Below are 14,512 nucleotides of genomic sequence, written 5' to 3' on the forward strand. Positions count from 1 at the left end.
AGGCGACCGGGCATGTAAGAAATCAATCAGCGGGCATCGGACCTGCGTCCGGCGGGAACCCCTGCTCGGCGGGGAATCGGCGCCGCAGGGCCAGGTACTCCGTCGGGGTGTGGCCGGTGAAGTCTTTGAACTCCCTGCTGAAATGAGCCCGGTCGAAGTAGCCTGCCGCGTGCGCGAGCTCCGACCAGTCGACCGGACGCAGGGCGTCCACGGACATGATCAGCCGCGCGAAGCGGTAGATCCGCGCCACCCGCTTCGGGGTGACCCCGACATGAGCCTTGAACTGCGCGGCCAGGTGGTTGCCACTTACCCCGGCGCCCGCGGTCAGCGCACCGATCGGGATCGTTCCGTTGGACGTCTCCAAACGCCCGCCTGCGTGCAGGACCAGGTCGAGACCGCGCGACGGCGCCTCGGCAAGCCGCGACAGCAGCTCCGCTTCCAGCACCCGCAGTGTCTCGGTCGCCGACGCGATGTCGCCGGCCTGGTTGCGAATCCGGTCCACCGACCGTTGCCAGACGGCGTCAACCGGCACCCATCGGTCCCGCAGCTCACTCGCCGGCATGTCTAGGAACGGCGACATCCCCCACGGCTTGAAGTGCACCCCGACGAGCCGCACCCGTGCGGGGTACTCGACGAGGAAACGCCTGGTCCATACGCCCAAGAACCACCCATCGGCCAACACAGCCGACGGCACCACAGGGTCGGAGTCCCACAGGCGGACGGGCCCGCCCAGGTTGAGGAACAGGTGCGCCGACGGCATCGGCGGGATGTTCATCCGGCGATGGCGCGGCACCCCGGTCAGGCAGTAGATGTCGTCGACGAACCGGTCGAGGGGCGGACAGGGCACCCGGCCGACGTATTCCACCGGCACAGTGTGCCCGACAACCGTTCAGTGCGCGAGGGACGTCGCCGGCCCTGCCATCGATCCTCTCCGCGGTAACCTCAACCATTGAAGATCTCTGGACGAGTTACGCGAGCAAGGACGGCTCCGACAACGAGGAGGCGAGCGCATCCGTGCTCGGGGCGCTGGGGCCAGAGACAGGCTGACCACCTTCGACAGAGTCCTGGCCACCGTGCTCTACCTGCGCCAACTCGGCACCCGCGACCTCATCGCCCAGCTCTTCGGGGTCAACACCAGCACCCTCACCAGGGCCGTTCACCAAGTCCAGCCCCTCCTGGCCGAGCACGGCTACACCATTCCACCCTCGACAGCCAGGTTCCGCACACCCGCTGACGTCACCGCGCTCCTCACCAACAGCAGCCCCACAAAGATCAAACCAGCATGTTGATTCTCTGCGAGCCCTAAGGGAGCCGGGAGCGGAGTCCGCGGGCATACGGCCTTCCCCCACGGAGCTCCGGCGCATCGGCTCTCTCCGGTCGGCGAGACGACCCGGTCTCATCTTCGAACCGTCCGGGAACGCCCGAACGCCGGAACGCCGCCGGCCACCGGGATCGGCGGTGGTCGGCGGCGTTTTGAAGGCCTGGGGTCAGGCCTGGTCGGTGAGCGTGGCGTTCACCAGCGGACCGATGACCTCCAGGGCTTCGGGCATCATCAGGTGCAGGTGCTCGAAGTCGACCACCTGGTAGCGGGGTTGCCTGGCGAGGTACGGCGCCCAGTCCTCCGCGCCGACCGTACCGGCCGTGCCGGCCGCCAGCGTGAGGCTGGACGCGATCAGGGTGGTGCGGCCGTGGAAGACGCCGACGCTGTGCCGGCCGGCCAGTGCCAGGTGGCCCGCCATGATCTCGGCGAGGTTGCCCACCTGCTCACGGGTCAGTTCGGCCAGCGGCGCGGCATGGGAGCGCAGGGCGGCGATGAAGCCCTCGAACTCCAGCATCGAGTCGTCGATCTCGTCGCGGCCGAGGCCGAGCATGCCGAGGATGTCGAGGTACACGCTCTCCTCACGGTGCCCGGCCGGGTTCGGGCTCGCGTCGATGATGGTCAGCGACGGCACCTCCACGCCGAGCGATTCCAGCCGAACGGCCGTGGCGTGGGCCAGTTTTCCGCCGAAGGACCAGCCGAGAAGGTGGACCGGGCCGCTGTGGGCGCGGACGATCCGCTCCGCGTAGACCTCGGCCATGTGCTCCAGGGTGACGTAGCCGGCCGGGGTGGTGGCGACCCCCTCCGCCTGGAGCGCGAACACCGGGGCCGCCCGGTCGAGGTGCGGCAGCAGGCCGACGTACGGCCAGCCGAGGCCGCCCAGTGGGTGGACGCAGAACAGCGGGGCGGCATCTCCCTTTTCGCGCAGGGGCAGCACCGGGGCGTAGGCGTCGCGGCCGGTGGCGCCGTCGAGGCGGGCGGTGATGCCCGCCACGGTGGGCGTCTCGAACAGCACCCGCACCGGCACGTCGATGCCGAGAACCGACCGGATCCGGCCGGTCAGGCGGGTCGCCAGCAGCGAGTGGCCGCCGAGTTCGAAGAAGCTGTCGTCGACGGTCACCTCATCGGTCCCCAGCACCTCGGCGAACACCGCGCACAGGGCCCGCTCGCGCTCGTCGCGGGGCGCGCGGCCGTCGCTACCGGCCGGGCGGCCCGGGGCCGGCAGCGCGCGCCGGTCGAGCTTCCCGTTCCGGGTGACGGGGATCGCCGGGATCTCCACCAGCGCCGACGGCACCAGGTGCGCCGGCAGCCGCCGCTCCAGCGACCGCCGCAGCGTGACCGTGTCGATCGCCCCGCCCGGTGGCGGGACGACGTAGCCGACCAGCCGGCGGTTGCCCGGCTCGTCCTCGCGGACGGTCACCGCGGCTGCGGCCACCCCCGGCTCCTCGCGCAGCGCCACCTCGACCTCGCCCGGCTCGATCCGGAACCCGCGGATCTTCACCTGGTCGTCCGTCCGGCCCAGGAACTCCAGCTCGGCAGCGGTATTCCAGCGCACCAGGTCGCCGGTGCGGTACATCCGCGACCCGGGCGGCCCGTACGGATCGGCGACGAACCGGGACGCGCTCAGCCCCCGCTGCCCCACATATCCGTTGGCCACCGTGGCGCCCGCCAGGTACAGCTCGCCGATCACGCCGTCGACCACCGGGCCCAGCCACTGGTCCAGCACGTACACGCGCACGTTCGCCATCGGTCGGCCGATCGGTACCTCGGGGGACGACGGCGGCAGCTCTCGCCCGCGCCACGCGATGACGACGATGCCGGTCTCGGTCGGTCCGTACTCGTTGTGCACGGTCAGGGCGCGGTTGCGGGCCAGCGCGCGGCGCAGCGACGCCGAGTGCGCCATCGCCTCGCCGGCCTGGACGATGTGCGTCAGCGGGGCCAGGTCGTCCTCGGTCCCGGGCAGCGCGTCGACCAGCGCCTGCAGCGCGATGTTCGGCAGGTGCAGCTCGGTGACGGACCGACGGCCGATCCAGGCGGCCAGCGCCTGCGGATCGCGCCGCACTGTGTCGGGGCAGAGCACCACGGTCGCGCCGGACGCCAGCGCCGTGCACATCTCCTGGAGGGAGACGTCGAAACCGGCGGCGGCGAACTGGGCGACCCGCCGCTCGCGCGGCATCAGGGCGCGGTACTCCTGGGCGAGCTTGTGCAGGGCACGGTGCGGCACCAGGACGCCTTTGGGGCGGCCGGTGGAGCCCGAGGTGTAGATGATGTACGCGCTCTGCTCGGGGTGGCACGGCGCCGCGTCCAGGTCCTGGTCCGACTGTGCGGCCAGCGCCGCCGCCGTCCCATCGTCGTCCAGCGCGATGCTCTGCACGCCGTCGAGCACCCGCGCGGGGCGCCCGGCGGTCAGGCAGAGCCGGGGCCGGGCGTCGTCGAGCAGGTACGCCAGCCGGTCGTCCGGGTACGCCGGGTCGAGCGGCAGGTAGGCGGCGCCGAGCTTCAGCAGTGCCGTCAGCGCCACGACCAGGTCCGGCGTGCGGGCCAGATGGACGCCGACCCGGTCCTCCGGCCGGACTCCCCGCTCGGCCAGCAGGCGTGCCAACCGGTTCGCCCGCAGGTTGAGTTGACGGTACGTCAGAACGGTGGACCCGTCCTCGACCGCCGGCGCGTCGGGTGTTGTCCGGGCGCACTCCTCGATCATCGAGGCGACGGTCTGCTCCGGGTACACCGCCTCCGTGGCGTTGCGCTTGCCGAGCAGCTCGGCCCGCTCGTCCGGCGAGACGATGTCGATCTTCGACAGGGCGGCCTCGGGGTGCGCCAGGACGAAGTCGAGCACGGCCGTCCAGCGGGAGGTGATCCGCTCCACGGTCGCCGCGTCGAACAGCTCGGTGCGGTACTGGACCATCACGTCCAGACCGCCCCGGTCGGGCCGCTCGGAGACGCTGAAGAAGAGGTCGAACACCGAGTTCCCGGTGGGCGCCTCCTGCACCTCCAGCTCCATCCCGGGCAGCGTGAACCGCTCCACCGGGCTGTTCTGCAGGAAGAACGCCACCTGGAACAGCGGGTGCCCCGACGCCGAGCGCTCCGGGTTCAGGCGCTCCACCACCTGGTGGAACGGCAGGTCCTGGTGTTCGTACGCGGCGATGCCGGTCTCCCGCGCCTGCGCGACCAGGTCGACGAACCGCGGGTCGCCCGAGGTGTCGGTCCGTATCACCAGGGTGTTGACGAAGAACCCGACCAGCTCCTCCAGTGCCTCGTCCGTGCGGCCCGCGATGCCGGTACCGATCGCGATGTCGGTGCCCGCACCGTAGCGGGTGAGCAGCGCCGCCATGGCCGCCTGCAGCACCATGAACGTCGTCGCGCCCTGACCGCGAGCCAGCTCCGCCAGCCCCCGGTGCACCCGGGCGGGCACCTCCAGCCAGGTGGTTGCGCCCAGTTGCGAGGTCGCCGTGTGCCGCGGCCGGTCGGTGGGGAAGCCCACGCCGTCCGGGAGCTCCGCGAGCTGCTGCGCCCAGTACTCCAGTTGCCGGGTGTACTCGCTGTGCGGGTCGGAGGGATCGCCCAGCAACTGCCGCTGCCACAGGGCGTAATCGGCGTATTCGACCGGCAGCGCGTCCCAGGCCGGCGCGCCGCCGGAGCGCCGGGCCGTGTACGCCGTCACCAGGTCGCGGGCCAGCGGGCCCATCGACCAGCCGTCGGCGGCGATGTGGTGGATCAGGATCAGCAGCACGTGCTCGTCCGGGCCGGTCCGCAAAAGCCACGTCCGGACCGGGATCTCGGCCGCCAGGTCGAAGGCGTGCCGGGCCGCCGCGGCGAGCCGGGCCGCGGACTGCGCGGCCGGCACCGTCTCCTCGGTGAAAGGCGCCATGGCCTCGACGGCCGGCCGCACATACTGCTCGGGTACGCCGTCCACCACCGGGAAGACCGTACGCAGTGGCTCGTGGCGCGCCACCAGGTCGTCCACCGCCGCGCGCAGCGCCGCCGTGTCCAGGTCGCCGGTCAGCCGGAACGCGAACGGCATGTTGTAGGTCGGCGACGGGCCTTCCAGGCTGTGCTCGAACCAGATCCGCTGCTGTGCGTGCGACAGCGGCAGCGTCGCCGGCCGCACCGCCCGCTCCAGCGCCGGCCTGGCCCGCGTCCCGCCGGTCAGGCGCTGGGCCAGGTCGGCGACGCTCGGCGCCTCGAACAGCGCCCGGACGGGGAGCTCCACGCCCAGCGCGGTGCGGACCCGGCTGACCAGCCGGGTGGCGAGCAGCGAGTGGCCGCCCAGGTCGAAGAAGCTGTCGTCGATGGTGATCCGGTCGACGCCCAGCACCTCCGTGAACAGGTCGCACAGCAGCGCTTCGCGGTCGTCGCGCGGGCTGCGCCCCGAGCCGTCGCCGGTGTACGTGGGTGCGGGCAGCGCCTGGCGGTCGACCTTGCCGTTGGTGGTCATCGGGATGGTGTCGATCAGCATCAGCACCGAGGGCACCAGGTACTCCGGCAGCCGCTCGGCGAGCCCGGCGCGCAGCACCTTGATCAGCCGGCCCGCCGCCATCGTCCGGGTCGGCGTGTTGACCAGCGCGCCCGAGCGGGACTCCGCCTGCCACAGCCCGTCGAGCGGGGCGGTGGCCAGTTCGGCAGGCAGCACCACCGCGTCGAACAGGTCGGCGCGGTCCCCGCAGTAGGTGGTGGCCACCGCCCGGCCGTCGGCGTCGCCCCAGGCGTGCAGCGACTCGGGATCGAGCGCATGCCCGGTGTCGGCTTCCGGGAGGTCCGCGAGCCGGGCCCCGGGAGCAGCGTCCTCCAGCGCCCGCAGGGCGTGCCACTCCGCCGCGGTCCGCTCGTTGAGCAGGCCGCGGATCCGGACGCCGCCGGTGTGCGCCGCGACGATCTCCTCGACGGCTGCCAGGCCGCCACCCGGCCACGCCACCTCGGGCAGCCGCGCCACCGGGTGCGAGGGCACCGGCGCCTTGTGCAGCGTCACGTCGTAGCGGTGCAGGGACATCTCGTTGCGGCCCAGGCCCCGCTTCAGCCGGACATCGACCCCGCCGACGTCCGCGCGCCCGGTCAGCGCCGCGAAGAACCCGGGATCGACGACAAGTTCCCGCTCCAGCCGCAACACCGCGTCGGCCGCCTCCAGTACCCGTGCCGCCTCGGCGTCCGCGCCGAAGCGCCCGGCTTGGAGCGCGACGTGGAAGGCGCGCAGCGACATACGGTTGCGCACGTCGCCGACGAAGATCCGCCCGCCGGGCCGCAGCAGCGCCAGCGCGCCCTCCAGCACCCGCGCCAGGTAGTCGCCGGACGGGAAGTACTGGATCACGGAGTTGATCACGACGGTGTCGAAGTGCCCGGCGGGCAGGCCCTCGAAGTCGTCCGCGCCGCGGGTGGACAGGTGGGTGCGCCCGGCCCACTCGGTGTCGCGCAGCTGACGGGTCAGCCGGTCGATCACGGAGGCGGAGAAGTCGGTGGCCCAGTAAGACTCCACGTGCGGCAGCAGCTCGCTGAGCAGCAGGCCGGTGCCGACGCCGATCTCCAGCACGTTGCCCGGCTCCAGTGCGAGGATCCGGCCGACGGTGGCGGCCTGCCATTCACGCATCTCGGCGAGCGGGATCGGTCCGCCGGTGTAGGAGCTGTTCCAGCCTGAGAAGTCCGCGCCAAACCCGACGGCGCCCTCGTCCCCGTACAGCGTCTCGTACGTCGCCTCCCAGTCGGCCACGAAGTCGCCCGGGTCGGTGTCCGCGTCCGGCATCGGCACCACGTAGCCGACCAGACGGCGGTCGCCGGGGACGTCCTCGCGCACCACCACGGCGGCGGCCAGCACCGCCGGGTCCTCCCGCAGCACCGCCTCGACCTCGCCGGGCTCGATCCGGTGGCCGCGCAGCTTCACCTGGTTGTCGGCGCGGCCGATGAACTCCAGCTGCCCCCGCGCGGACCAGCGGACCACGTCCCCGGTCCGGTACATCCGTGACCCGGGCGGCCCGAACGGGTTCGCGACGAAGCGCTCGGCGGTCAGCGCGGCCCGCCCCAGGTAGCCGCGGGCCTGGCCCGCGCCCGCGACGTACAGCTCGCCCGCGACGCCGTCGGCCACCGGCTCCAGCGCCCCGTCCAGGACATAGGCCCGGGTGTTGGCCAGCGGCCGGCCGACCGGGACGCCGGCGCCGAGGTCGGTGTCCGCGTCGATGGGGAAGTGCAGGACGAACGTCGTGGTCTCGGTCGGCCCGTAGCCGTCGACGATCCGCACCTCTGGCGCCGCCGCCCGGACCAGGGCCACCGCCGAGGCAGGCACCACGTCTCCGCCCGACCAGATCTCGGTCAGGGTACGCAGCCGCTGCGGGTACTCCGCGGCAACCACCGTGAACAGTGCCGCCGTCATCCACGCCGCCGTCACGCCGTACTCCTCGATGCACCCCGTCAGCACGGCCGGGTCGGCCGCGCCGGGCGGAGCGAGCACCACCGTGCCGCCCGCGCACAGCGGCACCCACAGCTCGTACGTGGAGGCGTCGAACACGTGCGGGGAGTGCGCCAGCACCCGGCTGTGCCCGCTACCCCACGCCGGGTCCTGCACCAGCTCGGCGACGTTGCGGTGGGTCGTCGCGATGCCCTTGGGGCGGCCGGTGGAACCGGAGGTGTACATCAGGTAGGCCAGCTGGTCCGGCCGCACGACGGGCAGCGCGCCGCCGCCGGCGGGGCCGTCCAGCGCCGAGCCCAGGTCGGCGACGTGCGCGCCGGGGGCCAGCGCGGCGAGCCGCTCGACCGCGTCGGCGCCGGTGACGACGCACACCGGGCGCGCGTCGGCCATCACGTAGTCGATGCGGGCGTCCGGATGGCCGAGGTCGACCGGAAGGTACGCGGCCCCCGCCTTGAGGACGCCGAGCAGGACGGCGAGCAGCTCCGGCGAGCGGGGCAGGGCGACGGCGACCGGGTCCTCCGGCCGGGTGCCCCGGGCGAGCAGCCAGTTCGCCACCCGGTCGGCCCGCTCGTCCAGCTGCCGGTACGTCCACTCCCCGCCCTGGGAGACCAGCGCGACCGCGTCCGGGGCCCTGCGGACCTGCGCGGCGAACAGCTCGGTCAGCGGGGCGTCGAGCACTGGGTGGGCGGTGTCGTTGCGCCCGACCAGCAGCTCGGCGCGCTCGGCGGGGGCGAGCAGCGGCAGGCGGCTCAGCCGGGTCTCCGGCGCGGCCGCCGCCCCGGCCAGCATCCGCTGCCAGCGCTCGAACAGCCGGATTACGCCCGCCGCGTCGTACAGGTCGGTCGCGTAGTCGATGTTGCAGGTCACACCGGCCGGCCGACCGGCCTCGTCGAACCGCTCGAACAGGTCGACGTGCAGGTCGAACTGGGTGCGGCCGGTCGGCGGCGCGTCGTAGGCGACGTCCAGGTCCGCCAGGGCGAAGTCGGGGGCCTTGTTGTTCTGCACCGCCAGGATGATCTGGAACAGCGGGTGGTGGGCGGCCGAGCGGCGCGGGTTGACCCGCTCCACCAGGTGGTCGAACGGCACGTCCTGGTGCTCGTACGCCAGCAGGCAGGTTTCCCGGACCCGCCGCAGCAGTTCCGCGAAGGTCGGGTCGCCGCCGGTGTCGGTCCTGATCACCAGGGTGTTGACGAAAAACCCGACCAGGTCGTCCAGGCCGTTGTCGAGCCGGCCCGCGATCGGCGCGCCGACCACGGTGTCCGTGCCCGCACCCATCCTGGTCAGCAGCGCCGCCATCGCGGCCTGCACCACCATGAAGAGCGTCGCGCCCGAGCCCTGCGCCAGCGCCACCAGCTCCCGGTGCAGTTCGGCGGGCAGCTCGAAAGTCTCCATCGAGCCCCGGTAGGAGGCCACCGCGGGCCGCGGCCGGTCGGCCGGGTAGGACACCACTTCCGGTAGCCCCGCGAGGTGCTCCGTCCAGTAGTTGACCTGCCGGGACATCACACTCGCCGGGTCGTCGCCGGCCCCCAGCGTCGCCAACTGCCACAGCGTGTAGTCCGCGTACTGCACGGGCAGCGGGGTCAAGCCCGGCTCGCCGCCCGAGCGCCGCGCCGCGTACGCCGCCATCAGGTCCTCGGCCAGCGGCACCAGCGACCAGCCGTCGCCGGCGATGTGGTGGACGATCACCAGCAGCACGTGTCGCTCCGGCGCCACCTCGAACAGCCAGGCGCGCAAGGGGAGGTCGCGCGCCAGGTCGAAGGTGTGGGTGGAGACCGCCAGCAGCTCACCCTCCAGGTCCGCGGCGTCCACCCGGCGGCGGTCGAGCCCGACGGACACCTCCGCGGCCGGGACGATGCGTTGCTCAGGAGCGCCCTCGACGTCCGGGTAGACCGTCCGCAGCGACTCGTGACGGCGCACCAGGTCGCCGAGCGCGCTCTCCAGCGCGGCGCTGTCCAGCCGCCCGTCCAGGCGCAGCGCGAGCGGCATGTTGTACGTCGCCGACGGGCCCTGCAGGCGGTCCTGGAACCACAGGCGGCGCTGCGCGTACGACAGCGGGATGCGCTCCGGGCGGACCTGCGGAGTCAGCGGCTCGCGCGGCGGGGCGCTGTCGCGCAGCCGCTGGACGAGTTCGGCGACGGTCGGCGCCTCGAACAGTTGACGCACCCGCAGTCTGGCGCCGGTCGCGGCGCGGATCCGGCTCAGCAGCCGGGTGGCGAGCAGCGAATGGCCGCCCATCGCGAAGAAGTTGTCGTCGATCGACACCCGGTCGGCGCCCAGCACCTCGCCGAACAGCCGGCTCAGCAGCGCCTCCTGGCCGTCGCGCGGGGCCCGGCTGTCGCCCGCGAGGGCGTCCAGCGGCTCCGGCACGAGAGCGCCGGCATCCGGGCCGGCACCCGCGCCGGTGCGCGCCGGCATCCGGGCCGGCTCCCGCCCGCCGGGCGTGGGGAACGCGCCGACCCGGGTCGCCGGGTCGTCGGCAGCCTGCGCCAGGACCGCGACCCAGCCCTCCAGCAGGGAGCGGACGGACTCCGCCTCGAACAGGTCCAGGGCGTAGTGCGCCACCAGGCGGATGCCACCGGGCCGGCCGTCGTCGGTCCACGACTCGGTGACGTCGAAGTGCACGTCGGTCAGCAGCTTCCCGGTGGACAGGATCTCCGCGGAGACCTCCGCGCCCACCACCTCGATCCGCGCATCCGGGGTGTTCTGGAGCGTCAGACTGACCTGGTACAGCGGGTGGTGCGCGGTCGAGCGCACCGGGTTGAGCGCCTCCACCAGCCGGTCGAACGGCAGGTCCTGGTGCTCGTCGGCGCCGATGCAGGTCTCCCGCACCCGCGCCAGCAGGTCGGTGAAGCGCGGGTCGTCCGCGGTGCTGGTGCGGATGATGAGGGTGTTGACGAAGAAGCCGACCAGGTCGTCGAGTTCGTCCTCAGTGCGGCCGGCCGCCATCGTGCCCACCGCCAGGTCGGTGCCCGCGCCGGCGCGGGTGAGCAGCACCGCCAGGCTCGCGTGCAGCACCATGAACAAGGTGGTGCCGGTGCGGCGGCCCAGCTCCGTCAGCCGCTCGTGCAGCTCGGTGGGGACGGTCAGCGGCAGCGTTGCGCTGTTCTGCGAGGCGACGGCCGGACGCGGACGGTCGGCGGGGAAGCCGACCCGTTCCGGCAGGTCGACCAATTGCTCCTGCCAGTAACGCACTTGGCGGTGCAGCGGGGTGTCCGGCGCGTCCACCGCCCCGAGCCGGTCGCGCTGCCACAGCGTGTAGTCGGCGTACTGGACCGGCAGCGGCGCCCACCCGGGCGCCCGGCCCACGCACCTGGCGGCGTAGGCGGCCGTCAGGTCGTCGGCGAGCGGCCGCATCGACCAGCCGTCGCCCGCGATGTGGTGGACCACCATCAGCAGCCGGCGCAGCTCCGGACCGGTCTCGAACAGCCAGGCCCGGAACGGGATCTGGGTGGCCAGGTCGAACTCCTGCCGGGCCGCGTACCGGACGGCCGCGTCCAGCTCGGCGGCCGGCAGGCGCATCTGCCGGACCAGGTCCTCGGCGGCCGGAGTGGCCACGATCCGCTGCCGCGGCATCCCGCTGTCGGCCACGAACACGGTGCGCAGGGCCTCGTGCCGCTCCACCACGTCGCGCAGCGCCCCGTTCAGCGCCGCGGTGTCGACCGGGCCGGTGATCCGGAAGCTGAACGGGATGTTGTACAGCGCCGACGGCCCGTTGAGCTGCTCGACGAACCACAGCCGCTGCTGCGCCAGGGACAGCGGCAGCGGGTCGGGGCGCTGCAGCGGTGTCAGCGGCGCGCGCCGCCGGCCGGCTCGTCCCCCGACCCGGGCGGCCAGCTCCGCGACGGTGGGTGCGTCGAACAGGGTCCTGATCGACAGGTCCGCGTCGTACCGGGCTCGCAGCCGCCGCACCAGTCGGATGCCGTGCAGCGAGTTGCCGCCGAGGTCGAAGAAGCTGTCGTCGATGCTCACCCGCTCTTCGCCGAGCAGCTCGGCGAAGAGCGCGCACAGCTCCCGCTCGGCGGCGTCCCTCGGCTCCCGGCCGCCCGCGACCGTGTACGTGGGCGCCGGCAGCGCCTTGCGGTCGACCTTCCCGTTCGGGCTGATCGGCAGCTCGTCCAGGACCACGATCGCGGACGGCACCATCTGCTCGGGCAGCCAGGTGCGGATCCGCCGCCGCAGCGCCGCCGGATCGATCCCGGTGCCGGCCCGCGCGACCACGTAGCCCACCAGCCGCTGGTCGCCGGCGGCGTCCTTGCGGGCGAGGGCCACCGCGCGGGCCACCGAGGGGTCCTCGCGCAGCACGGACTCGATCTCGCCGAGCTCGACCCGCACGCCGCGGATCTTGACCTGGTGGTCGATGCGTCCGACCAGCTCCACCAGCCCGTCGGGGTGGAACCTGGCCAGGTCGCCGGTGGCGTACAGGCGCTCCGCGCGCACCGGGCCGTGCGACCACTCGAAGAACTTCGTCGCCGTCAGTTCCGGGTCGCCGTAGTACCCCTCGGCGACGCCCAGGCCCGCCATGTGGATCTCGCCCACCACGCCGACCGGGACCGGCTGCTTCGCCGCGTCCAGCACGTACAGCCGCTGGCCGGCCATCGGCCGTCCGAACGGGATGCTCGACCAGCCCGGCAGCGGCTTGCCCGCCGGGAACCAGGTGGAGGAGATGGACACCTCGGCGAACCCGCCGAAGACGTGCACCCGGATGCCCGGGGAGAGGGCCTCCAGGCGCTCGGGGAGGTCCGGCAGGCTCCAGTCGCCGCCCAGGATCACGGTGCGGATGCCGGTCCGGTCGCCGAGCGCGCGCACGTGCTCGACGTAGAGCTCCAGCAGGGCGGGCGCCGAGTTCCACACCGTGACGCCGTGCTCGCGCACCAGGTCGTGCCAGTGCGCCGGATCCTTGCTGCGGCCCGGGTCGGGGAAGACCACCGAGCCGCCGGCCACGGCGAGGCCCAGCAGTTCGTAGACCGACATGTCGAAACTCGGCGAGGACAGCGCGATCACCCGGTCCGCGGGGCCGACCCCGGCGGTGGCGCTGATGTCGGGCAGGTTGTTGACGACGCCCCGGTGCCGGATGGCGATGCCCTTGGGCCGGCCGGTGGAGCCGGAGGTGAAGATGATGTAGCAGAGGTCGTCCGGGCCGGTGGCGTCCTCGGGGGCGTGGTCCGGCAGCCGCTCCAGCTCCGCGGCGTCCCGGTCCATCAGCACCACCGGGATGTCGGTGCGCGGCAGCCGCGGCACCAACGGCGCCTCGGTGACCAGGGCGTGGCAGTCGGCGGCGTTCATCATGTACGCCAGGCGTTCGACGGGGTAGTCGGCGTCCATCGGGACGTACGCGGCGCCCGCCTTGAGGATGCCCAGGATCGCCACCATCAGGTCCGGTCCCCTGTCCAGGCACAGCGCGACCCGGCCGCCCCGGCCGACGCCGAGCGCCCGCAGCCGGTGGGCGAGCCGGTTGGCGGCCCTGTCGACCCGGCCGGCGCTCCAGGCCGTGCCGCGGTGGATCAGCAGCACCCCGTCGGGGTCGGCCGCGACCCGTTCGGCGACGCACGCGTGCAGGGTGCGGTCGTGGTCGAACCCGGTCGGGGTGTCGTTCCAGTCGACCAGCATCCGCTGCTGCTCCGCGGCCGTGAGCAGCGGAGCCTCGGTGCGCGGGCGCAGGCCCGGGTCGGCGACGCAGGCGGCCAGCAGGGTCGTCAGGTGTCCGAGGAGCCACTCGACGGTCACGTGGTCGAACGCGTCGGTGTCGAAGGCCACGTCCAGGTGGGCCTGTTCGGCGGACTCCCCTACCTCGACCACCAGTTGGTGCTTCGACGGCTCGGCGGTCGCCGGTCGGAACACCGCGTCGGCGGCCAGGTGGCGCTCCTCGTCGACCTGCCGGCGCCCGGTCAGCCGGACGGTGCGGAGGAGGTCGGCGAAGGTGTCCTCGCGCCCGGGCGTGATCGCCAGCAGCTCGCCGGGCGCGCCGCCGAGCTCGATCAGCTCGGGGCCGTCGTACCGGGCCAGCACCGCCGCGAAGGCGGCTGTCAGCACGGAGAACAGGTCGGTTTCGTGGTCGGCGGCCAACGAGCGGGCGGCGTCGAGCAGTTCGGGGTCCAGTGCGCGGGTGATGCTTCCCTCCCCGCAGGGCGGATTCGATCCGTCCGCCTCCCTGGTGTCCTGCAGTGCGCGCGGAAGCCTCGGCAACCTGGGCATACGCCTCTTTCCGTCCTTCCCCGAAGTAGCGGCACAGGGCACGGCGCACCGACTCCGGGCACGCGCGACCGGCGTCACCGGGGCGTGGGGTCGGCGGCTGTCACCCGTCAGAAGTAAGTGGTCCGGCTCAGAAGTAGATGGCCTGGCCCCGGGCGCCGATGGGCACGCCACAGGCAGGTTCCGGCTGCCATGACCATTTCAAAGTAGGTGCTGGGTTCAAGATAATCAACACCCCATTTCACGCCCGACCAAACAGATCCGGCCGATTTCGACGCGGAGCCCCCGCCGCCCCCAAGAGGCGGTTGCCAGGCGCTCGAAGCTGTGGTTATGGTGATGATCGAAAAGCAATATGCCGCTGTGAGGATGGTTAATTTGACGAATCCTTTCGACAATACGGAAGGGCAATACCTCGTGCTGTCCAACGCCGAGGGACAGCACTCACTATGGCCCGCATTCGCCGACGTTCCCGCTGGCTGGAGCCTGATTCACGGGCCGGGAGCGCGGGAGGACTGCCTCGAATACATCGAGCGGAACTGGACCGATATGCGCCCGAAATCGCTGATCGAGGCGCTGCGCGGCGACGGCCAGTAATGTGCGGCCATTCGGATCGA

General features: G+C 72.8%; 3 protein-coding genes and 1 pseudogene. 2 read left to right on the plus strand and 2 right to left on the minus strand.

Features of this window, described 5'->3' with window-relative positions; translation table 11 throughout:
- Nucleotides 1-22: 22 nt before the first annotated feature.
- Nucleotides 23-865, minus strand: coding sequence for a helix-turn-helix domain-containing protein (locus tag J8N05_RS20375; protein ID WP_210884764.1), 843 nt, complete (start codon nucleotides 863-865; stop codon nucleotides 23-25).
- An 88-nt stretch (nucleotides 866-953) separates the two neighbouring features.
- Between J8N05_RS20375 and J8N05_RS20380 the strand changes: the two are divergent.
- Nucleotides 954-1,289: pseudogene (locus tag J8N05_RS20380) on the plus strand (helix-turn-helix domain-containing protein); the annotation flags it as partial.
- Nucleotides 1,290-1,487: 198 nt separating this feature from the next.
- Here the strand turns inward: J8N05_RS20380 and J8N05_RS20385 are convergent.
- Nucleotides 1,488-13,901: a non-ribosomal peptide synthetase gene (locus J8N05_RS20385; RefSeq protein WP_210884765.1), complete on the minus strand. Its 12,414-nt coding sequence runs from the start codon at nucleotides 13,899-13,901 to the stop codon at nucleotides 1,488-1,490.
- Between the two features lie 372 nt (nucleotides 13,902-14,273).
- Between J8N05_RS20385 and J8N05_RS20390 the strand changes: the two genes are divergently transcribed.
- On the plus strand, nucleotides 14,274-14,492 hold the full coding sequence (locus J8N05_RS20390) for an MbtH family protein (protein ID WP_282108192.1): 219 nt from the start codon (nucleotides 14,274-14,276) through the stop codon (nucleotides 14,490-14,492).
- Nucleotides 14,493-14,512: the final 20 nt, after the last annotated feature.

Source organism: Streptomyces liliiviolaceus, assembly GCF_018070025.1.
Taxonomy (GTDB): Bacteria; Actinomycetota; Actinomycetes; order Streptomycetales; family Streptomycetaceae; genus Streptomyces; species Streptomyces liliiviolaceus.